18 protein-coding genes are annotated in these 22999 nt (G+C 31.2%); 2 read left to right on the plus strand and 16 right to left on the minus strand.

Annotation, left to right across the window (positions count from 1 at the left end):
• Positions 1 to 140: 140 nt before the first annotated feature.
• Genes lolE through lolC form a run of 3 tightly spaced genes read right to left on the minus strand, consistent with a single transcriptional unit; the run spans position 141 to position 3315 of the window.
• Positions 141 to 1400 carry a lipoprotein-releasing ABC transporter permease subunit LolE gene (gene lolE / locus BMSBPS_RS01525; RefSeq protein WP_022564666.1) on the minus strand — a complete coding sequence of 420 codons (1260 nt, stop codon included), beginning with the start codon at positions 1398 to 1400 and terminating at the stop codon, positions 141 to 143.
• 24 nt (positions 1401 to 1424) lie between these two features.
• Positions 1425 to 2111, minus strand: a complete 687-nt coding sequence (lolD, locus tag BMSBPS_RS01530) for a lipoprotein-releasing ABC transporter ATP-binding protein LolD (RefSeq protein WP_046201112.1) — start codon at positions 2109 to 2111, stop codon at positions 1425 to 1427.
• On the minus strand, positions 2104 to 3315 hold the full coding sequence (lolC, locus tag BMSBPS_RS01535) for a lipoprotein-releasing ABC transporter permease subunit LolC (protein ID WP_022564668.1): 1212 nt from the start codon (positions 3313 to 3315) through the stop codon (positions 2104 to 2106). Before lolC ends, lolD begins: the two co-directional genes overlap by 8 nt.
• A 418-nt stretch (positions 3316 to 3733) precedes the next feature.
• Here lolC and mfd point away from each other — a divergent pair, with 418 nt between their 5' ends.
• Complete coding sequence (gene mfd, locus BMSBPS_RS01540; RefSeq protein ID WP_046201113.1) at positions 3734 to 7183, plus strand: transcription-repair coupling factor; 3450 nt, start codon at positions 3734 to 3736, stop codon at positions 7181 to 7183.
• A 166-nt stretch (positions 7184 to 7349) separates the two neighbouring features.
• On the opposite strand, the gene BMSBPS_RS01545 is transcribed toward mfd, so the two are convergent.
• The 13 genes from BMSBPS_RS01545 to rluC form a co-directional block, all read right to left on the minus strand.
• Positions 7350 to 7865: a hypothetical protein gene (locus tag BMSBPS_RS01545; protein WP_148424735.1), complete on the minus strand. Its 516-nt coding sequence runs from the start codon at positions 7863 to 7865 to the stop codon at positions 7350 to 7352.
• 184 nt (positions 7866 to 8049) lie between these two features.
• The gene (gene hinT / locus BMSBPS_RS01550) at positions 8050 to 8394 is read right to left on the minus strand and encodes a purine nucleoside phosphoramidase (protein ID WP_022564671.1); all 345 of its coding nucleotides are present in this window, start codon (positions 8392 to 8394) and stop codon (positions 8050 to 8052) included.
• Positions 8395 to 8645: 251 nt separating this feature from the next.
• Entirely contained in the window at positions 8646 to 9437 is a 792-nt protein-coding gene (locus BMSBPS_RS01555) for a YchF/TatD family DNA exonuclease (protein WP_022564672.1), read from the minus strand.
• Between the two features lie 19 nt (positions 9438 to 9456).
• Complete coding sequence (locus BMSBPS_RS01560; RefSeq protein WP_022564673.1) at positions 9457 to 10446, minus strand: DNA polymerase III subunit delta' C-terminal domain-containing protein; 990 nt, start codon at positions 10444 to 10446, stop codon at positions 9457 to 9459.
• Positions 10443 to 11078: a dTMP kinase gene (gene tmk / locus BMSBPS_RS01565; RefSeq protein WP_022564674.1), complete on the minus strand. Its 636-nt coding sequence runs from the start codon at positions 11076 to 11078 to the stop codon at positions 10443 to 10445. The genes BMSBPS_RS01560 and tmk overlap by 4 nt, the downstream gene beginning before the upstream one ends.
• Positions 11079 to 11971: 893 nt before the next feature.
• The gene (pabC, locus tag BMSBPS_RS01570; RefSeq protein ID WP_046201114.1) at positions 11972 to 12808 is read right to left on the minus strand and encodes an aminodeoxychorismate lyase; all 837 of its coding nucleotides are present in this window, start codon (positions 12806 to 12808) and stop codon (positions 11972 to 11974) included.
• Positions 12809 to 13169: 361 nt separating this feature from the next.
• Entirely contained in the window at positions 13170 to 13409 is a 240-nt protein-coding gene (gene acpP / locus BMSBPS_RS01575; protein WP_022564676.1) for an acyl carrier protein, read from the minus strand.
• Positions 13410 to 13578: 169 nt separating this feature from the next.
• Entirely contained in the window at positions 13579 to 14313 is a 735-nt protein-coding gene (gene fabG / locus BMSBPS_RS01580) for a 3-oxoacyl-ACP reductase FabG (protein ID WP_022564677.1), read from the minus strand.
• The gene (gene fabD, locus BMSBPS_RS01585) at positions 14313 to 15257 is read right to left on the minus strand and encodes an ACP S-malonyltransferase (RefSeq protein ID WP_022564678.1); all 945 of its coding nucleotides are present in this window, start codon (positions 15255 to 15257) and stop codon (positions 14313 to 14315) included. Before fabD ends, fabG begins: the two co-directional genes overlap by 1 nt.
• Positions 15258 to 15273: 16 nt before the next feature.
• A complete protein-coding gene (locus tag BMSBPS_RS01590) occupies positions 15274 to 16227 on the minus strand; it encodes a beta-ketoacyl-ACP synthase III (RefSeq protein ID WP_022564679.1) in 954 nt (317 codons plus the stop codon).
• 1 nt (position 16228) lies between these two features.
• A complete protein-coding gene (plsX, locus tag BMSBPS_RS01595; RefSeq protein ID WP_046201115.1) occupies positions 16229 to 17284 on the minus strand; it encodes a phosphate acyltransferase PlsX in 1056 nt (351 codons plus the stop codon).
• A gap of 18 nt (positions 17285 to 17302) precedes the next feature.
• Positions 17303 to 17473, minus strand: coding sequence for a 50S ribosomal protein L32 (gene rpmF, locus BMSBPS_RS01600; RefSeq protein ID WP_022564681.1), 171 nt, complete (start codon positions 17471 to 17473; stop codon positions 17303 to 17305).
• 720 nt (positions 17474 to 18193) lie between these two features.
• The gene (gene rluC, locus BMSBPS_RS01605; RefSeq protein WP_044170116.1) at positions 18194 to 19162 is read right to left on the minus strand and encodes a 23S rRNA pseudouridine(955/2504/2580) synthase RluC; all 969 of its coding nucleotides are present in this window, start codon (positions 19160 to 19162) and stop codon (positions 18194 to 18196) included.
• A gap of 617 nt (positions 19163 to 19779) precedes the next feature.
• Here rluC and rne point away from each other — a divergent pair.
• Positions 19780 to 22866, plus strand: coding sequence for a ribonuclease E (gene rne / locus BMSBPS_RS04565; protein ID WP_046201116.1), 3087 nt, complete (start codon positions 19780 to 19782; stop codon positions 22864 to 22866).
• Positions 22867 to 22999: the final 133 nt, after the last annotated feature.

Here is a 22999-nt window from a genome sequence, read left to right on the forward strand (position 1 = left end):
GAACTCGATTATAGTATAGTTGCATTTTATTAATACAAAATTATGCACTTTAATTTATCTGCATAAATAAGCATACATTATTATTACATAGATTATTATTACATAGATTATTATTATATGTATTGATTTAAATGGATTATCTACTTAAGAATGCACGCTGGATCAATTCGGCTTGCACGCCATGCTGGATAGCAGCTAGCGACTAAACTTAATACAACAACTACTAAAAAAACAGAACAAATATCTATCCAATGTACTTCTGAAGGCAAAAAGTCTATAAAATAAATACTTGGATTTAACAAATGAAAACCGATTACATATTCGAATAAATGCATAATTGATGTTAATTTAAAAGATACTATTATTCCAATACATATACCACTTATACTACCAAATAGACCAGCTAGCAGACCATAACAAATAAAAATAGCGGAAATTAATGCATTTTTTGCTCCTAAACTGCGTAATATAGCTATATCGCTACTTTTTTCTTTTACAGTCATCATTAATGTAGAAATAACATTAAAACAAGCAACAATAATAACTAAAAACATGGCTAAATAAATAGTAGAACGAATTATTTGCACATCGTGGTACATATAACCATAAGTATTCATCCAATGATGAACATAAACATAGCAATGTGTAGCTTCAGCAGCAGTATTTACTAGTAGTTCTGCTTTAAAAGGATCAGTTACTTTTATTTCAATTCCGCTAATACTGGTTCCCATCTTTAGATAGGTTTGAGCATCTTTTAACGGTATTAGCGCTAAATTATTATCTAATATATTATTTAGTTGTAGCAAAGCAAATACATGTAAACGAATACGCTGTGCTTGTTTTAACTGATGATGTGTATTATTATTGGGTATTACAATAGTTATCCAACTACCTTCTTTGAGGTTAAGCGATTTAGCAAGTGCCGTACCAAGAATAATTTGTTTGTTATTATCGCGGAATTTTGACCATACATTGTTTGTAATAACAGATCCTAATGATTTTAAAAATAAATTTATGTTTGGATCTATTCCTTTTAATTGTAACATGCGTATTTTAATACCATTCTCAATAAGTCCGTTGACTGTGATGTATGGCATAGCAGATATTATTCCAGGAATATCATTGATCTTTGAAATCATTTTTTTCCAATTACGAAAAGGTTGATTAACAGGTTCAATAGTGCCATGCGGTACTACTGCTAAAATTCGGTTGTTAAGTTCACGTTCAAAGCCATGCATAGCACTCAATCCAATTATTAGTGCTGCTACGCCAATTATAATACCCGTGGTACTAATAATAGAACTCAGAGAAATTAATGAAGATCGTATATTTTTATTATACTTACATTGCTGTCTATAGATAAATCGTACACTGAATAATAGTGGTAACCATAAATACATTCCAAAATCCTTGGCAATAAATAGTTAAATCACTTTAATATGTCCATCTTTCATCTCCATTTGTTGATTGAGACGTTTAGCGAGTTCTAAATCATGTGTTACTACAAGAAAAGTTGTGTTCTGTTGTTTATTAAGTTTAATCAGTAAATCAAAAATAACATCGGCAGTACGTATATCAAGATTTCCAGTAGGTTCATCAGCCATAACTAAACGAGGGTAATTAATTAGAGCACGAGCAATCGATACTCGTTGACGTTCTCCACCGGATAGTTCTGAAGGATAGTATAGCATGCGTTTTTCTAATCCGACTTCTGCTAACATTGCACGAGAACGCAATTCTACCTGTCTCTTAGGAATTTTACTAATTAGCAATGGTAGTGCTACATTTTCTAATACATTGAAATCGTACAATAAATGATGAAATTGATAGACAAAACCAAGTTGACGGTTACGTAATTCTGCTTTATCAGATAATGACAGGCCATTCAATAATGTGCCATTAAAAATTATTTTTCCAGATGTAGGTGTGTCAAGACCACCTAGTATATGTAATAAAGTACTTTTACCTGATCCTGAACTACCTACAATTGCACTCATTTCACCTGATTGCAAACTAAAAGTGATATTGTTAAGAACCTTTATTTGTATATTGCCTTCTTCATAGCTTTTGCATAGGTTATAACATTGCAATACAGGAGAAGTATTATGCATAACGTAAAGCCTCAGCAGGTTGAATAGCAGCGGCACGCCACGATGGATAAAAAGTTGCAAGCAATGCTATACTGATTGAAATTAGTATTATACTAATTACTTGGTAGTAATTAATCTGAACTGGCAAAGTTACTTTAATATTTAGAAAAGAACCAAGTATTGTAGGCATTAAATTATGTAGTTGACTTGTAAGTAAAATACCGACTAATGTGCCTAACGATGTACCAATGATACTCGAACTAGCACCTTGAATCATAAATACTGCAATAATTTGATAATACGTCAAACCTTGTACTTGTAGAATAGCTATTTCAGCCTGTTTTTCTATGATTAGCAAATTAATAGAAGTAATAATGTTGAAAACAGCTACTACTATAATTAAGCTTAATAATAGTCCCATCATATTTTTTTCCATTCGCACAGCTTGGAACAAAGCACCTTTATTTTCGCGCCAATCTTTCCAAACTAATCCAGCAGGTAGCTCCTTTAGTTTGATATTGATATTATCTACATACAGTGGATTTTTTAACCACAAACGCCAACCAGTAATATTTCCTGATGGGTAGTGCATTATATTTGATGCATCTTTTTGATTTACTATTATTTGATAATTATCAATTTCGTTATTAGTATTATAAGTTCCAGCTACAGTAAAAATACGTTGGCTTGGTACACGTCCAATCGGTGTAAATTGATTAACTGAAGGAACTATAAGATATAAGTGATCACCGATTTTTACATTAAGTTCATCAGCATATCGTTGTCCTAAAATGATTTTATACTTACCAGGTTGAAGTGAACTTTGTTGTGTATTAACCAAAAATGGAACTAATGGATACTGCTCATTAGGATTAATACCCACCATAACTCCTATAGAAATATTAGTTGCACTTTGTATTACTACGTTACTGGTAGTCAGTGGTTCTATATGCGTCACACCCGGTAATTTAATCATTTTCGTAGGTAATTCCTTAGGATTAATACTACCTGTTTTGCTAGTAATTAATGCATGTGGAATCAATCCAAGAATATTGGACTCTAAGTCGATTTGAAAACCGTTCATGACCGATAATACTATTATTAAAGAGAATACACCTATTGTAATACCAAGACTGGATAGCCAAAAAACAAGGCGATTAAATCGATCTAACGAGCGTGCACAAACATAGCGTAAACCAATAAATAAAACCACAGGCTGATACATGATGCTCTATCTTAGTATTTTTATGTTAAACAAATAATTCAAAAAATGATAGAAAATAGGTTATGTTAAATTTTAATTATAGAGAGAATGCACTAAATTTATCAATAAAAACTGGGATTAAAAAATAGAAGCCATAGTTGTAATATCGCCGTTCTAAAAATAATTAGTATAATACAAGTACATTTGATTGATATTATATTAAACAATACGATTAAGATACTAAGATTTAAAAATGCAAAACACGAGTATAGACAATAGTCCATGTTTTTATAAAACTATATTGTATATTTATACCAATAAACATACAATATTTAACATATATAAATTCTTTATATATGTTAAATATTGTAATTCATCATTGTGACATCATGTTCAATTTAAATTTTAGTTAGACTAAAAAGAGACTGTTTCAAATTTTATGTTAGAAAAAATTTTTTATCCTTTACCTACCAAGGCTGGTGAACAACGTATTCTTGGGCAATGTTTAGATTCCGCAACAGCATTTGAATGTGCTAATATTACTCAATATCATAATGGTTTGATATTAATTATTACTTCTGACATGCAGTCAACTCTTCGTTTATACAAAGAAATTCGTCAATTTACTATGTTACCTGTTTTTCATTTTTGTGATTGGAAAACATTACCTTACGATACTGTCTCACCTTCAAAAGAAATTATCTCTGCTCGCCTTTCGATCCTATATCGACTTCCTGTAATTACAAAAGGTATCTTAATCATTCCGGTTAATACGCTAATGCAGCGTGTATGTCCATGTAGTTTTTTACATCATCAGACATTAGCAATATATACAGGGCAAAAATTAACTTGTGATCTAATGGATATTCAACTAAAACATGCTGGTTATAATCATGTTAATCAAATTACTAGACACAGTGAATATTCTATACGAAATGGACTAATGGATTTATATCCAATGGGAAGTAATCAACCATATCGGATTAGTTTTTTTGATTCACAAATCGACAACTTGTATTTATTTAGCATTGATAGCCAACGTATTTTAAAAGAAGTTAATAAAATTAATTTACTACCGGCTTACGAATTTCCTACAGATAAAACAGCAATTGAATTGTTTTGTAGCCGCTGGAAAAATATTTTTGGCGTTAGTTCTGATTCAGAACCTATTTATCAACAAGTAAGAAAAGGGATTTTACCGCAAGGCATTGAGTATTGGTTTCCTTTATTTTTTAAAAATACAACATTAAAAACAATATTTAGTTATTTACCTGATAATACAATAGTTCTTAGTATAGGCAATTTTCAAAAAAATGCTGAACGTTTTTGGCAAAATGTTAATACACGCTTTGAACATGGTAGGGTCAATTTAATGCGACCATTGTTAACCCCAAGCGCACTTTGGTTAAATCCCAAGGCATTACAAAATGAGTTAACTAATTGGCCGAATATACAATTAAGAACTGAATCGCTTCCAAAAAAACAAGGTTATACAAACCTTGGCTATCAGGTACTGCCAAATATAAAGTTACAACAACACTCTGGTTCATCCACTGATACATTAAAAACATTCCTCAAAAGCTTCAGCGGTAAAGTAATCTATTTAGTTAAAAATGAAAGTAGTCGTAACTTTTTGCAAAATTTACTAAAAAGTATCAATGTATCTGCTTATCCAATTACATATTTTAAAGAAGCTATAAAGTATTCCCACAGTTTAATCATAGGTGCAAGTAATTCCGGATTTATTGATACTCAACGCCAATGGGTATTAATTTGTGAAAACGATTTATTAGATCCTCATATTAAAAAATGCTCACACTATGATCAAAATTTAATGAACTCAAAGTTATTAATTGCTAATTTCAAAAAACTACAGCTTGGTCAACCAATGGTACATTTTAATCATGGTGTAGGTCGATACTTGGGCTTAATAGTACTTGAAGTTGGTGGAATTAAAAGTGAATACCTCATGCTTGCTTACGCTTGTGACACAAAACTTTACGTACCAATATCATCTTTACATTTAATTAACCATTATTCGGCTGGAAGTGATAAAACTGCACCATTACATAAACTGGGTAATGATAGTTGGTTGCGCACACGTCAAACAGCAACGAAAAAAATACACGATGTCGCTGTTGAACTTTTAAAAATCTATGCACAACGAACTGCTAGAATTGGTTTTCCTTTTAGGAAAAATCATGAACTATATCAACTCTTTTGCAAGCAATTTCCATTTCAAATTACATCTGACCAAAAACAAGCTATAAACGAAGTTTTGCATGATATGTGTCAACCTCTGCCTATGGATCGTTTGGTATGTGGGGATGTCGGTTTTGGAAAAACTGAAGTTGCAATGCGCGCTGCTTTTCTTGCCACAGTAGAGAATAAAAAACAAGTAGTTGTACTGGTTCCGACTACTTTACTAGCACAACAACATTATGATAATTTCCGAAATCGTTTTGCTGACTGGTCGGTATGTATTCAAATGTTATCTCGTTTTCGTAGTGCTAAACAACAAAATGAAATTTTTGAACAAGTTAGTTCAGGTAAGATAGACATTTTGATTAGTACTTACAATTTATTTTTAAATAAAATTAATTGGTACAATTTAGGCTTATTAATTGTGGATGAAGAACATCGTTTTGGCGTTCGTCATAAAGAACGCATTAAAGCAATGTGTACTAATATTGATGTACTGACACTCACCGCTACTCCAATTCCACGAACACTTAATATGGCTATGAATGGCATAAGAGATTTATCCATCATTGCTACTCCACCAGCTCGTCGTTTAGCAATAAAAACTTTTGTAAAAGAATATGATAGTTCAATTGTGCGTGAGGCTATTTTACATGAAATTTTAAGAGGTGGTCAAACTTACTATCTTTATAATGACGTAGAACATATTGAAAATGCTGCTAAAAAACTCGAAATCTTATTGCCAGAAGCACGTATTGTTATCGCTCATGGCCAGATGCGTGAGCGCGATCTAGAAAAAGTTATGAACGATTTCCACCATCATTGTTTTGATGTATTAGTCTGCAGTACTATTATTGAAACTGGTATTGATGTACCAAATGCTAATACTATTATTATTGAACGTGCAGACCAATTTGGATTAGCACAATTACATCAACTACGTGGTCGGGTAGGTCGGTCTTATCATCAGGCTTATGCGTGGCTGTTAACCCCGCCTCCAAAAGTAATAACTCAGAATGCACATGAACGTCTTAAAGCTATTGCTTCGCTAGAAGACTTAGGTATAGGTTTCACTTTAGCAACTCATGATCTGGAGATTCGTGGTGCTGGTGAATTGCTAGGTGAAGAACAGAGCGGTCAGATAGAAACTATTGGTTTTCCATTATATATGGAACTATTAGAAAATGCTGTTAGTGTGTTAAAAACAGGGAATGAACCAACATTAGAACAATTTATTAACAAGCAAACCGAGATAGATATCCGCATACCAGCTTTGTTACCGGAAAAATTTATTCCAAATGTTAATACTCGCTTATTATTTTATAAACGTCTTGCTAGTGCTAATAATGAAAAAGAAGTTATTGAACTTAAAATTGAGATAATAGATCGTTTTGGAAAATTACCAAATATAGCCCATAATCTATTTGATATTACATTGTTAAAATTATCTGCACACAAAGTAGGCATACAAAAGATTGAACTTAATGAAACAGATGGATATTTTGAGTTTATGGCACAGAATCATATAAATCTAAGTTGGCTAATTGATTTAATACAAAAAAATCCAAAACAGTGGAAATTAGATGGTCCAACACGTTTAAAATTTAAATTTAATCCATTAGAGCATACTGCACGAATAAAATGGGCACACAATTTTATTGCAGACTTAGAAAAAAATCAAATGTGAAAATAATATTTACATTTAATAATATATTAAGTTTACCCGCATCTGCATTAAATAACAATTTAAATAAAATTTTAAATTTAAAAAAAGAGAAAAAATAGCTCTAATTTCATTGTATATTGTATGTTATTAGAGAGTATATACGAAAATATATATCATATGATATTAATTACTTATTATTGCGTATGTTATTTTGGAGATTAACATTATTTCCCGACCAGATAATTTCACCACTATTTAACTGTATTAACTGTACTTGTACAATTGGTAATTTGTCATCTTGTATATTAGTATACAGAATATACTGTGCATGCATAATACGTGCTAGACTAATAAATTTACTATGCGAGTTTAAATTATCATCTAATGATAAACCAAATTTTAACTTAGTTTTTTTAAGTTGTTCTGATGATATCAAACTGAACTGGCTATTCAATAACAAAGTATGTTCGACAATTTTTTTTAAATTTTTATTTTCTAAACATTTTTTATTGTTATTTCTAATGCAGTCTACTAATAATATGCTATCTGGATGTATACGAATCGTCTGTACCATATTCATTACTATTTTTTGTATCGTGCTATCCAAAATAATATTTTTTTTCAGGTGAAACGGTTTTGTTGTTATACTAGAAATTTGATTTATCATTGTACAATTAGTAAGTATTAATATCAGTATCATCATGCAAATACTTTGTAGTATGTTATAAACCAAAAATGATCTCCTTAGAGAGAAAGCATTGCATTACATTATACTTTGAGTAATAACTTAATTGTAGATTTTTATTCAACAGATAGATTGTAAATTTATTCATATTTTAATGTCATTTATCATATTTTTGTAGTAAATCTAATGTTAAATTACAAGGCTAAAATATTGGTCCTAAACGTTGACCACCAATTAAATGCATATGAATATGATAAATTTCTTGTCCACCATGGTCATTACAGTTAATAATTAAACGGTATCCATCTTCTGCAATCCCTTCCTTTTTCGCAACTTTTGCTGCAACTATGATCATACGTCCTAATTCTTGCTCATGTGTAATTTGCACATCATTAATTGTTGGAATTAATATGTTAGGAACAATTAAAACATGTGTTGGTGTTTTAGGTGCAATATCACGGAAAGCGGTAACTAAATTATCTTGATAAATTATATCAGCATAAATTTCGCGACGTATAATTTTACTAAAAATAGTTTCTTTAAACACATAAAGTCCTTAATAGTTAAAATTCAATATAGTTACTATGTATAACAAATCATAATTTCTTCAACTTTAATAGATTGCTTGTTAAATTTAGAAAATAATGATTTTTTATACCATTATAGTATCACTAAAATAGCAAGTTATTATGTGTGATAATTCATAATGCATATTTTATAATTGTTTTTAATTTTTTTAATACGATAACACAGGAGTATTGTTACAGTTAACATACTAATCGTGAATATTCATTTAAATTAATTATTAACACGATCCATTGGAATATGAAAAAGTTGACAAAAATTTTTTGTAGTTATAGACGCTAAAGTTTCGATACCTACTCTCTTTAATACTGCTAGATATTCAGCTATCTCGCGTGTAAAAGCTGGCTCATTTTCTTTACCTCGATGTGGTACAGGTGATAAATACGGCGAATCTGTTTCTATTAGAATACGATCTAACGGTATATAGCGCGCTGCTTGCCGAATTTTTTCAGCATTACGAAAAGTTAAAATACCCGAAAATGAAATATAAAAACCAAGATCTAGCAACTGTGCGGCTATTTTTTTTTCTTCAGTAAAACAGTGTAGTACACCTCCGCATATTTCTGCTTGCTCTTCACGTAGGATAGCTAGTGTATCATCACTCGCATGACGCATATGTACAATGATTGGTTTATTTATAGAAATACCTGTACGAATATGCTCACGAAATGAAGCTTTTTGTTGAACCTTGGTTTCCGGTTGCCGGAAATAATCTAGTCCTGTTTCACCAAGTGCAACTACGCTTTTTTTTTCTGCTAAATCATGAAATTCATTGATATCATAAGGTTTTTTTTGTTCAAGTGGATGTACACCGCATGCTAGAACTACATTTTTAATATTTTCTACTTTTTTGCTCAGGACGTGGTAATCTATCAAATTCATGGGAATTGCTAGTATAAGTTTTACATTGCGGTCTAATGCTTTAGTAATAACATCATCTATATTGCGATGTTTTTTTTTATAATCCAGATCATTAAGGTGACAGTGTGAATCAACAATAAACATAGACGTCTCTTTAAATAAACTATGAAGTCAGAGGAGTAATTAAACTCGACCACGTTAATAATCGATCGGTTAGAATTATTTCACGATTAAGTCCTGCGATATCTTCAAGTTGTTTGCGACATTTCATCCATTTTTGTATGTCTTCTTGTAAAGAATTAGGCTTAAATTTTTTTGATAGTTGCATTACTATATCTTGACAATCACTATTATTCAACCAATTGCTAGCCCCATAATGCACTTTTATTACATCTACCAGTATTGATATCAGCCAATTTAGATAATCACTCATATGATCAGTGTTTAAGATTGGTAAAAGCTCTAGCACATCATTGTTTAGGGAATTTAAAAGTTTTTTGCAGAAAATTTTTCTTATACACCAACGATTAGATCGTAATAATGACAATGCTGCAGCAGGGGATCCATTGCTCAGCCTTAAAGCTGTTATTAATATTTCTGTTGGTTGTGTACATTGTTGTATCTTTAGCCATTGCAAACTCGTTATTTCACTTGGTGGACATACAGAAATAATCATACAACGACTACGTAACGTTACAAGTAAATACGAAGGTTCTATAGAACTAAAAAAAAACCAACAATTTTTGGGAGGTTCTTCTAGAATTTTTAAAATAGAATTCATTGCTGATTCAGTTAATCGTGATGAATACGGTAACCATACTATTTTTGCACCTCCTTGTTGTGCACAATGATATAATTTTTCTACTATATGACGTACTGCATCGACACCAACAGATGTTTGTCCAGGTTGTGCTTCAAGTCGATACCAATCAGGATGAGTATGTGCCTGCATAAGCTGACAACCATGACAATTGCCGCAACTTTTCAATCCTTTTCGCTTTTGGCACATTAACCAACGACTTAAACCCCAAACTAACTTATCATCACCCATATCTTTAATAGAATAAATTAATAACGCATGATGCGCTCGACCTTGTTGATGATGATCAATAATCTTTTTATAAGATGGGTTTAGCCAAGGATACCAGTTCATAGATGCTTACCTGCTAACCAATTATACAAAATTTTTCTAAGAGACAACTCTACTTCGTAAAGACTTTGTTGCGCATCAATAATAACAATTTTTGAATCGCCAGAAACAAGTGAAAGATAGTAGTTGCGCACACGTTCAAAAAAACAAAGAGATTCTTGCTCAATACGGTCTAATTTACTGCGAGTCAGAATACGTTGTAAACTAATCTCAGGTTTAACATCTAGATACAACGTTAAATCTGGACGAAAATCTCCTAACACCATATTACGCAAAGTATTAACTAATTTTATATCTAAACCACGCCCACCTACCTGATAAGCTAGCGAAGAAAGATCATGACGATCTCCTATAACCCAATCACCTCGTGACAATGCTGGTTTAATAACATTTTCTAGTAACTGCACACGAGCAGCATACAACATTAATAATTCTGCTTTATCGGTAACTGTTTCTCCATCTACACCATGTTTGATTAAAATACGTAATTTTTCAGAGAGCGGAGTTCCACCTGGTTCTCTCGTAACAATAAGATTATTAATACCATGTTCGTGCAGAATAGCAATTACTGCTTCATGCGCAGTAGTTTTACCTGCGCCTTCTATACCCTCAATAACGATAAATTGATTTTTCATTTTTTATTGCATTGATATTCGATACAATCGTATTGTTTTACTTAGTAATTAATTAAATTTAGTACGAACAGTATGTACACCTTGACCATTTAATATAGATAGATAACTAGTTTTTTCTACATGCACTGCTTATTTTTTAACATCATTTTGGGATATTAATAATGTCTAATTATAATTTATTAATATTATTAAATAAGATATTCAATAAGTATGTTTACGTTATTTATAAATTAGTCATCCTTAAATAACATCTAGCAATACCATATCTCATAAATAACTGTCGGCTTAGTCTGAAATATAATTTTAATAGTAAATAAATATTTTTGTAAGCACAGAAGATATAACACATCATCTTTTTTTATTTAACCTGGAGTTTCTTCAAAATTAATTTTACACTGATTAGACCGTACATATATTATGCATAGATTTTTTCTATGCCTTGCTAAATTTTAATGAATTTATTCATTTTTCAAATATTTGCTATAACAAAAAACACTATTAATATCATCTGCATTCAATAATTTATTTAGATTGAATAGAGTTGCTAACAAATTGAAATTTATTTTTATTAGTACCGTTATTACTGCGGTGACGAACCTCATTTTTTAAAATCATTTTCATATAGAGAGAACTGTATATTTCTGCTAATTAATATATTTAAATAATATCCTTGAATCAATTGTATAGAAGTTGCGCTTCTTTACCAATTGCTATCATGTGTAAAAGTACTTTCCGTAAATTTATAATACCAAATATTCTCTCAGTAAAAACATGTCTATATTACAATTTATATATTGGATATTTCGATGTAGCGTATAACGATTTTGTATCTCATGTTAAAAATTTATCACAAAAAATGTTAATCGAAAATCAAACTTACTATTATTCATGTACTAGTCATGATCATTGCAATGCAGATTATAATACTTGCAACAAGTTTCATAAAATTGTTTATAAAGTAAACCGGTATTGAAATAAACATTATCGATTGCATATACAGGTAAAACAGGCATTAAAGCATTACAAATCGTTACTTCATCGGCCTGAAGTACATCTTCTCTACTATAATTTGCTATATTACAAACTTGGCCTGAAGCTACAAGCTGTGTTATAAAATAATTTCTCATGATACCTTCGACTCCAGATTCATTTAAACATGGTGTGTAAATATCATTTTGTTTACGCCAAAATAAATTGGCTGTACAACATTCTATGACTATTCCTTTAGTATCTAGTACTAACGCTTCATCACCACCTTTATAATCAATATGTTGACGAATGAGCACTTGTTCTAATCTGTTTAAATGCTTCATACCTGCAAAAAACGGGTTTCTTGCTAATCGTATTGGACTTGTAAACAAACGTACTCCTGTTTTTTGTAATTTAATATAATGTGTTGGCCAAGGTAATAATAAAATAATACGTGTTGATGCATGATTGCATCCACGGCTATAACCTCTTCCATTCATCCCGTCTGATGTTATAAGAATCACTTTTAAGACAGCTTTCTTTTGTTTTACTGCAATAGAATTAATTTCATTTTCTAATTTTATAAAATCAGGATCATTCATTAGTAAGCGTTCACAATTCTCTCTAAGACGCTTTAAATGAGCTTTTAACATAAGAGCTTTACCCGCAATTACGGCAATAGTAGTAAAACAACCATCTCCAAATTGCAGTGCACGGGAATACTCAAGCGCTTCAACTTTTTTTTTACCATTTACCCACATAATTGATATCTTAATAACTTGTTTTAAATTTAAATATTAATAATATTATCAATATAAGACATTAAAATTTATAAACTTTCCAGGATACAAAAAATAAAAAAACTAAATCATATCTGCATACATAATTACTAATAAAATGGTTGCTTTCAGATATACGCCATTAAATTTATCTATTTTAATATTGCATCTATTAAAATAGATAAATTAGCAAAATTAGTTATGCGTACTATATAATAATTAAGATATACATAAACAAATAAGATAAAGATATTGCATCAAATTTGAGATGTAAATGCTAAACAATATAGGCATAAATACGTATTAAAAAAACCAGGCGATCATTTTGATCGCCTAAAAATATTTATTCAGCTTGATGATCAAGGATATAATCAATTGCTGCTTGAACAGTAGTAATTTTTTCAGCTTCCTCATCTGGAATCTCAGTATCAAACTCTTCTTCCAGAGCCATTACCAGCTCAACGGTGTCAAGAGAATCAGCGCCTAAGTCTTCAACGAAAGAGGCAGTACTAACTACCTCATCTTCTTTAACACCTAACTGTTCAGCTACGATTTTCTTAACGCGTTGTTCGATATCGCTCATACTATTTATTTTCCTATCAAAACTCGCTTTCGCGATGGTTTTCGTAGTGTATAAAATATTTTAAAAGATGCAACAAAATCACGATTAACCGCCTAACCAAAAGTTTACGTTATTCCGCGGTATGTGCAGTAGAATACTACAAGGTAACAGAAATATTTTATTAATATCATCATACCATATACAGGCCACCATTAACATGTAAAGTTTCACCAGTAATGTAAGCAGCTTCGTCAGAAGCTAAGAACACAACGGCATTAGCAATATCTTGTGATCGTCCCAAACGACCTGTAGGTATTTTCGAAATGATATTATCAAATTGATTTTTACGTAGCACATGTGCCATGTCAGTGTCAATAAAACCCGGTGCTACAACATTGACAGTGATACCACGTGATGCAACTTCCCTTGCTAATGATTTGCTAAAACCAATTAAGCCTGCTTTTGTTGCAGCATAATTCGTCTGTCCGATATTACCGGTACTGCCAATTACAGAACCAATATTAATAATACGACCTAGACGTTTTTTAATCATAGGACGAATTACTGCTTTAGAAAGAAAAAATATAGATGTAAGATTAGTATTCAAAGTACTCAACCATTCATCCTCTTTCATGCTAACTAACAAGTTATCGCGTACAATACCTGCATTATTAACCAATATATCTATTCCACCAAATTCAGTACTAACCGTCTTCAGCATAACTTTTATAGAATTTATATCAGTTACATTCATTAATAGACCTTTACCCATCTTCCCTAAGTAAGCACTAATGATCTCAGCATTACTTTCATTGGTAGCTGTTCCAACTACTTTGGCACCACGAATAGCCAATGTTTGTGCGACAGCACGACCAATACCTCGGCTGGCACCACTGACTAATGCTACTTTACCTGCAAAATTCATCAATTGCCCTCTAATTGCTGAGTCATTGCGGCAGTCAGTGAATCAGGGTCATTCACTGAAGCTACATTTAAAGTATCGATAATACGTTTAGTCAAACCTGTTAAAACTTTACTTGGACCGATTTCTAAAAAATGCTTAATACCTTGTAATGCTATAAATTCTACTACTTCCGTCCAACGTACAGGGTTATATAGCTGACGTACTAATGCACTACGAATAGCTTCTGGATTCGTTTCGCACCTGACATCTACATTATTAATCACTGGTACAATAGGTTTTTTAAACACAATTGATTTTAAGGCTACTTGTAACTTATTAGAAGCTGATTTCATAAGTTTACAATGTGATGGTATACTAACCTGAAGAGGCACTATTCTTTTTGCACCGGCAGCCTTACATCTTTGAACAGCACGATTGACTGCCTCATTATGTCCAGCAATAACAACTTGATCGAAGCCGTTAAAGTTTACCGAGCATACTACTTGATCTTGAGCACTTTTTTTACAAGCTTTTTGGATGGATTCACGATCCAGTCCAATAATAGCCTTCATTGTGCAAGTACCTTCCGGAACTGCTTCTTGCATTATTTCACCTCGCAATTCTACTAATTTTATCGCATCAGTAAAATTTAATGCGCCAGCACATACTAGTGCTGAATATTCACCTAAGCTATGGCCTGCCATAAAAGAAGGCACAATACCTTTTTTACTTTGCCAAATACGGTAAATCGATACAGATGCAGCTAATAAAGCTGGTTGAGTATGATAAGTTTTGTTTAATTTTTCAATTGGCCCTTTTTGTACTAAGCGCCATAAATCGTAACCTAATACATCAGAAGCTTCATAAAAAGTTTTTTCGATCTGAAAATTTTCTGCAGCCAATTTAGCTAACATTCCTATAGTTTGACATCCTTGACCTGGAAAAACAAAAGCAAATTCTGTCATGCTACATTCCCGTTCATTAAAATCGAATAAGTGCAGAACCCCAAGTAAAACCACCTCCAAATGCTTCTAATAAAATTAGTTGTCCCTGTTTAATACGACCATCTCGTACTGCTTCATCTAAGGCTCCTGGCACTGATGCTGCAGATGTATTACCATGACGATTAAGCGTTACAATAACTTTATCCATACTCATGCCGAGCTTTTTTGCAGTAGCACTAATAATACGTATATTTGCTTGATGCGGGACTAACCAATCAATTATTTCAAGCGTCATGTTATGAAAATGTAGAGTTTCATTAACAAGACGCGTTAGTTCATTAACAGCGATTTTAAATACCTCATTGCCAACCATGCTAAGATAAGCAGGTTGATTTTCGTATATTCGATCTTGGTAAGGTAATACAAGTAAATTGCTATAACGACCATCAGCATGCAAGTGAGTTGAAAAAATTCCCGGTTCTTTGCTCGGTGCTAACAAAACAGCTCCAGCACCATCTCCAAATAAAATCATCGTACCACGATCGTTAGGATTTATAGTTCGAGTTAACATGTCAGAACCAATTACAAGCACATATTTTACAGAACCATTTTTAATATATTGGTCAGCAACACTTAATGCGTAAATAAAACCAGCACAAGCAGCAGCCAAATCAAAAGCAGCGCAGTCATCAATCTTTAGCATTTGTTGAACCATACATGCAGAACTCGGAAATGCATGGCTAGAGGAAGTAGTTGCAACAATAATTAGATCTACATCATTAGCATGAATGCCTGCCATTTCTAATGCATATTGAGCAGCTAGATATCCCATGCTTGCTGCTGTTTCGTCAGATGCTGCAATGCGACGCTCACTTATACCGGTACGGGCAATAATCCATTCATCTGAGGTTTTTACCATTTTTTCTAAATCCGAATTTGAACGAATTTGTTCAGGTAAATAACTGCCTGTACCAATAATCTTAGTAAACATTCTACAACACCTTGTCACTTTTTATTAAAAAAGCATCAAGACGCAGAGAAATTCTTTCAAGTATTTTCTGTCGTACTGCTTTTTCTGCTTGTTCAATTGCTACAGCAAATAAATGTTGATTTACAGATCCGTGGCTTTTAATTGCTATATTTTTTAAACCTAATAAGCAAGAGCTATTATAATGATCGGAATTGAGATAGTTAAAACATTTTTTAAAATATTTTTCAAAACACCATTCTAATAATTTTAAATGAAAATGACATTTCTCTACTTTTTGTGTGCATTGAACTATGGGAGAAAATATTCTCAAAATACCTTCTATTGTTTTTAAAGTAATATTACCGGTGAAACCTTTACATACTAAAACATCTGTTTTACCTGCTAGAATGTCATTACTTTCAAGATAACCAATATAATTGATTCCCGATAGTTTACGTAGTGCAGAACCTGCGTTACAAATATTTTTTAAACCCTTTATTTCTTCTTTACCGAAATTGAGTAACGCAACTCGTAGATGGGTAAGTGCAAGTAATTTTTTTGTTATAACCGCACGCGTAATGGCAAACTGTACTGGTATTTTACTATCTGAATTCATATTTGAACCGAGATCTAGTATTGTTGTTTTGCTGTGCTTCTGATGTGGTAATACAGTCACTAAAGCAGGAAACTTAATACTTTCTTTTATTGATTTTAATAAAATCTTAACCAAAGCGATTAAAACACCTGTATTATCTGAACTAATACAGCCTTGTGCCTTACAGTCTTTGATTAATTTTAATGCTAATCGCATTGAACTACCACAATTATTTCGCATTGTTATTAAAGGTTTAATATTACTATCAACAATCGATATTGCAGGGATCACCTGTATACAATCTAATATTGAGTCATCTACTTTCTTAAGAAAGTTCCAAATAACATTCCGGTTACCAAATAAGAAAAGAATCAATGTTAGATGAGAATATAATACCCGTAAAACTGCAGGTATTGTCACATTAGGACTACAGTCTCTAGTCATTACATCTATTGCTAAAGTTAACAATGTTAATGATATCATATTGTTTAATAGTAAGATTTATTTATTTAAAACTTTTTTACCACGATAGTAACCATCTGCTGTAATATGATGTCGTAGATGAATTTCACCAGAGATTTTATCTGTTGATAAAGTCATTATAGTTAGAGCATCATGGGAACGACGCATGCCTCTTTTAGAACGGGTGGGTTTATTTTTCTGTACAGCCATATATTGAAATTACTCCTTAATTATTATTATAAATAAAAAAATAAACTGTATAATGATGAAAGTAACTTCTTCTGTTATAAAAATGCATCATAATTTATCTTATAAACTTATTAAATTACTATGAAAATATTTTATTTAAAAAGCAGAAACACTATACACAAAATTGATACTATATATCATATATATTTCATTTATTTTCATAAATATACTTTGTGTATTCAGCATATCATAATTTGTATTAATAGTAAATTAAGTTAATTAGGATTAATTTAAAAGTAATCACGTGTATTACTATATTAAAAAAAATTTTTTGTATAAAATAATAATACTGTACAATTTATTACGTTATATAATATCTTTAAATTTAAGATTGTTAAAAATTTGAATAATATATTCGCTATAATTTTTATTTAATTTAAAAAGAATTCAGTTACTATATATATTAAATCAATTTTATATTTTAAATTTTTATTTAAAAATAGCAGTTCTATTCTCTAAAAATTTGCATTAGATTTTAAAATAGATTATTTAATTATGCTAAATAATCTAAAACCTATAAAATTATCTATTTTTATATTGAAATTATAACTTATTAATTTAGTTGAACTGAACGACAGACAAATTATATTAATTTAATGAAATTGACTTTTATCTATTTAAACTAATTAATAGCGATCTTAAGATAATAGAAATAAATGTATACGTATTATATACCAAATATTAATTATCAATATTTTTTTGGCGTAATTTAAAGAGACAGTCTTTTAAAATATTATCTAAAGGAGCTTTTATTTTCATAGTTTCTTTAGTACTTGGATGTACGAATTTAATAACACTAGCGTGCAGAAATAGACGAGATAAGCCAATTTTTTTTGTTAATTGATCATCAAATTCACGATCACCATACCGATTATCACAAGCAATAGGATGACCACAATGTAGGGCATGTACGCGAATTTGATGTGTACGGCCAGTTATAGGAGTTACATGAACTAATGTTGCAAAACTAAAACGTTCTTTCACTCTGAAATATGTCTCCGATGGTTTACCTTGCATATTAACACATACCATATACTCACTGTTCTGTGAACTCTTTTTTAATAGAGGAAATTGAATCAATTGAAGAGAGGGTGGCCAATCACCTTTTACTAAAGCAATATAACTTTTTTTAATGGTTTGTTCACGTAATTGTTGATTTAATGAACGTAGTGCAGAGCGTTTTTTTGCAATCATCAAAATACCAGAAGTATCTCGATCTAACCGATGTACTAGTTCAAGAAAAGGTATTTCAGATCGTAACACCCGTAAGCTTTCAATGATACCAAACTGTACACCAGTTCCACCATGTACGGCTATTCCAGCCATTTTGTTTAAAATCATTAGATAATCATCTTCATATAAGATAGCTTTAGTAATAGCAGCTATTTTATATAATTTCGGTGATAATTGTGCATATCTTTTACATTTAGCAATACGCACTGGCGGTAAACGAACCTGATCACCATATTGAAGTTTATATTTTGGCTGAATGCGTTTTTTATTTACTCGAACTGCTCCCTTACGTATAATCCGATAAATCATACTTTTTGGAACCCCTTTAAGTTGAGTGCATAAGAAATTATCAATTCGTTGATCAATGTCTTCATCTTTAATAGCAATCAACTTTACTGGAATATTATTAGTTTTCACCATTATTTTAATATTAATATGTTCATGTATAAAAATTTTAATATATTAACATTGAATATCAATGCTTCTTTCTTAAATCATTAGCTGTTTTTGCGATTGCATTTCAGATACAAAATATGTAACAAATTAAATTTTATGAAAATTTTTATTTTTTTATGCATATATAAAAAGTTTATGGATAAATTTCATAAGTGAAGAAAAGTCGTCTTGCTATATATTAGGTGGCAATGGAATAATATTGGCATTTCTTATTTAAAAGATAGTAAGCAAGAAAAAACGAAAAAAAGTTATTATGCCAGATGAAACAGACATACTCAATAATGGCGATAAAAGTATGTTAAATCAGGCAGTTATCAAGTTGCAATTTGTAGCCTAGACGACAGACTAGTATGCGTGGATCTTTGAATAATTTAAAATACTTTTCCACCTTCAAGTCAGGTGCTGAATTTTCTTATGAAAAATAAACGACCGAAAAGATTTTCGCCCTCTTAACCGCTAATACTGTAAAGAAAGTTGATGCTGACAACATTGTATTAAGCGTGATAGGTTAATTCTGGTCTAGGGTGACGATGCTTGCAGCTTTATCACTACTATGTGAGAATAACGAGTAAGCTACGATGAAAAGAATGTTAATTAACGCAACTCAGCAAGAAGAGTTGCGTGTTGCTTTGGTCGATGGACAACATCTTTACGATCTAAATATTGAAATTCCTGGACATGAACAAAAAAAAGCTAATATTTATAAAGGAAAAGTAACCCGTATTGAACCTAGTCTTGAAGCTGCATTTATTGATTACGGTGCCATTCGTCATGGTTTTCTTCCTTTAAAAGAAATTGCTCGAGAATATTTTCCTAGTCACTATGCCGTACATGGTCGCCCGAACGTTAAAGATATACTTTTTGAAAATCAAGAGATTATAGTTCAAATTGATAAAGAAGAACGAGCTAATAAAGGCGCAGCGCTAACTACTTTTATTTCATTAGCAGGTAGCTATTTAGTACTAATGCCAAATAACCCGCATGCAGGTGGTATTTCTCGTCGTATAGAAGGAGACGAGCGTAACCAATTAAAAGAAGTACTGTCTGTATTACAGTTACCAGACGGTATGGGTTTAATAGTACGTACGGCTGGTGTAGGCAAATCCGCTGAATCTCTACAATTAGATCTTAGTTTTCGTCTCAAGCATTGGGAAGCAATAAAAGAGGCTGCAAAGTGCCGTCCAGCACCATTTTTGATACATCAAGAAAGTAATATTATTGTTAGGGCATTTCGTGATTATTTACGACAAGATATAGGTGAGATTCTTATTGATAATCCCAAGGTACTTGAACTTGCACATCAACATATTGCAGAACTAGGTCGTCCAGATTTTAATAGTAAAATTAAACTTTATAGTGGAGAGATTCCATTATTTAGCCACTATCAAATTGAATCGCAAATTGAATCTGCGTTTCAGCGTGAAGTCCGTTTGCCATCAGGTGGTTCAATTTTTATTGATAGTACAGAAGCATTGACCGCTATTGATATTAATTCTGCACGTGCAACACGGGGAAGTGATATAGAAGAAACTGCTTTGAATACCAATCTGGAAGCAACTGATGAAATAGCACGTCAACTTCGACTACGTGATTTAGGTGGATTAATTGTAATTGACTTTATTGATATGACTTCAATTCGTCATCAGCGAGTGGTAGAAAATAGACTTCGTGAAGCAGTTCGTCAAGACCGTGCAAGAATTCAAATGAGTCACATTTCACGTTTTGGTTTACTTGAAATGTCACGTCAGCGTTTAGGTCCCTCTTTAAGTGAATCAAGTTATCATGTATGTACTCGTTGCAACGGTACAGGTACTATTCGAGATAATGAATCACTATCATTATCTATTCTTCGCTTAATTGAGGAAGAAGCTTTAAAAGATAATACTAAAGAGGTTCATGCTATTGTACCGGTACCTGTAGCTTCGTACTTGTTAAATGAGAAACGTGATTTAGTGAATGCTATCGAAAAACGTCAAGGAGGTATACGCACAGTTATAGTTCCAAATCACGATATTGAAACACCACATTATTCTGTATTTCGTATACGTAAAGGAGAAGAAACACTTTCTCCAAGTTATCATTTGCCAAAAATACATGAAACACAATTAACAGCATCTTGGGAAGAGCAATACATACAACAGCCGCAGAGATTATACAGCCATCAGTCTGTTGTGAATGCTTTTGTAATATCAAAATTACGTTTAAGAATGAATATAATAAAAAAGAAAATATTTATTTTCAAATTACAAATTACGACGTTATTATTATTATTAACACGGCTTTTGATGATTTTGGTGAGAGGATTGTCTCATATACTGAAAATGCTGTATAAAAGTAAAAAAATTTCTGCACTAATTGAAAAAAATAATCAAATTTTTCAATTTTTTAGAAAAAAATACATGCAATGCTTTAATAAAAATTTTTATAAAAAATATCATGAAAATCTTTTAAAGAATTGTGAAAATACTCAAGTTAATAAAGTATATAATTCTGTACTTAGGGATAACCGCTCTTATAGGTATCAAAAAAAATTTGTTAAAAATTACCATAACTCTAAAGATCAAAAAACAATCACAGAAAAAAATTCTTATTATCAAAAACACACAGGTTATTTTATAACACATGATCAAAAATTTATAAAAAATCAAACACCAGTTAAAGTGATTGTAAAAGATATCAAACATGAAAAAAAGTATATACAGGGATTGATAATACCACTTTGTAAATATTATGAATTAATGCAATTACAATATATTTTTAACAAAAATAAGTATACAATTAAACTTTCAAAGAGCATTTTTTACAAAAATATTCTCAATACTATACAAGATAAAATAATTTTGTATAAACAAGAAAAACCATCCTTTTCTCTTAAAAATAAGACTCGATATGAAAGTAAAAATCATTATAATACTATTAATTTATCGCGTCGTTTAGGTCGTTCTCATCGTCATCTTCGCATTAGTGGACATCGTCGCCGTAACTATTATGGCTATTATTATAACCAAAAAGAGAATCATTCAATTTCTACGATGTCCTTAGAAACTGCTTCTGCTTTATCTGAAATTGCGTCAGCGAAAATCTTGATTCATTATTCCATTAATCAATGTTTAGCAAAAACGGCATTAGTAAAAAATTCCTCGATACAAGAAGTAGTTAATCGCGTTAATAAAAAATATGCATTAATTAATTCAACTACTGCATTAACATCTACTAATAGAATAGTACATAAAGCACAGCTAAAAATTAAGGCAAAAAAAATACAATCTAATTTTGCAAATGTAGTATTAGATAACAAAAATCTAATATTAACTAATTTAGCTGAATCTAATGCTAATGTAATTATTTCGAAAGTTAACACTCAAATTGAAATTGAAAATCTTTTTTGTTTTATTAGATCTCCTATGCAGGAAAAAATTGCTGTTAGTAAATCAAATGCACCTTTTCAATTATTTGATGTAAGAATGTACTTTAATCATTATGCTTGTGCACCTACTACTAGAGTGACTAGTCCTGTTGTTTGGACATCAGAACCAATGCGCTATAGTATTTGTAATTGGGTACGTGTTCCCTTTAATTTTGAAGGACGAGGTTCCGCCGGAGGCCATAGTGCTACTCATCATGTTACTGCACCAATTAGTAAGCCAGAAAGTATAAATTATTAATAAAAAATATATTATACAAAACAACTAAGCAGGCTTTATGTATTCGAGCCTGCTGCAGTTTTTAAGAAGTTAATATTTAACATTGAGAAAAAGCAATTAAATTTAAATCTGTTTAATTAAATACAACTAAAAA

This window comes from Candidatus Pantoea carbekii (assembly GCF_000971765.1).
Classification (GTDB): Bacteria; Pseudomonadota; Gammaproteobacteria; order Enterobacterales; family Enterobacteriaceae; genus Pantoea_A; species Pantoea_A carbekii.

Bases quoted from the DNA above. Each gene is read 5' to 3' on its own strand.
- lolE (WP_022564666.1), bottom strand. From the start codon at position 1,400: ATGTATTTATGGTTACCACTATTATTCAGTGTACGATTTATCTATAGA.
- lolD (WP_046201112.1), bottom strand. From the start codon at position 2,111: ATGCATAATACTTCTCCTGTATTGCAATGTTATAACCTATGCAAAAGC.
- lolC (WP_022564668.1), bottom strand. From the start codon at position 3,315: ATGTATCAGCCTGTGGTTTTATTTATTGGTTTACGCTATGTTTGTGCA.
- mfd (WP_046201113.1), top strand. From the start codon at position 3,734: ATGTTAGAAAAAATTTTTTATCCTTTACCTACCAAGGCTGGTGAACAA.
- BMSBPS_RS01545 (WP_148424735.1), bottom strand. From the start codon at position 7,865: ATGATGATACTGATATTAATACTTACTAATTGTACAATGATAAATCAA.
- BMSBPS_RS01555 (WP_022564672.1), bottom strand. From the start codon at position 9,437: ATGTTTATTGTTGATTCACACTGTCACCTTAATGATCTGGATTATAAA.
- BMSBPS_RS01560 (WP_022564673.1), bottom strand. From the start codon at position 10,446: ATGAACTGGTATCCTTGGCTAAACCCATCTTATAAAAAGATTATTGAT.
- tmk (WP_022564674.1), bottom strand. From the start codon at position 11,078: ATGAAAAATCAATTTATCGTTATTGAGGGTATAGAAGGCGCAGGTAAA.
- pabC (WP_046201114.1), bottom strand. From the start codon at position 12,808: ATGTGGGTAAATGGTAAAAAAAAAGTTGAAGCGCTTGAGTATTCCCGT.
- acpP (WP_022564676.1), bottom strand. From the start codon at position 13,409: ATGAGCGATATCGAACAACGCGTTAAGAAAATCGTAGCTGAACAGTTA.
- fabG (WP_022564677.1), bottom strand. From the start codon at position 14,313: ATGAATTTTGCAGGTAAAGTAGCATTAGTCAGTGGTGCCAGCCGAGGT.
- fabD (WP_022564678.1), bottom strand. From the start codon at position 15,257: ATGACAGAATTTGCTTTTGTTTTTCCAGGTCAAGGATGTCAAACTATA.
- BMSBPS_RS01590 (WP_022564679.1), bottom strand. From the start codon at position 16,227: ATGTTTACTAAGATTATTGGTACAGGCAGTTATTTACCTGAACAAATT.
- plsX (WP_046201115.1), bottom strand. From the start codon at position 17,284: ATGATATCATTAACATTGTTAACTTTAGCAATAGATGTAATGACTAGA.
- rpmF (WP_022564681.1), bottom strand. From the start codon at position 17,473: ATGGCTGTACAGAAAAATAAACCCACCCGTTCTAAAAGAGGCATGCGT.
- rne (WP_046201116.1), top strand. From the start codon at position 19,780: ATGAAAAGAATGTTAATTAACGCAACTCAGCAAGAAGAGTTGCGTGTT.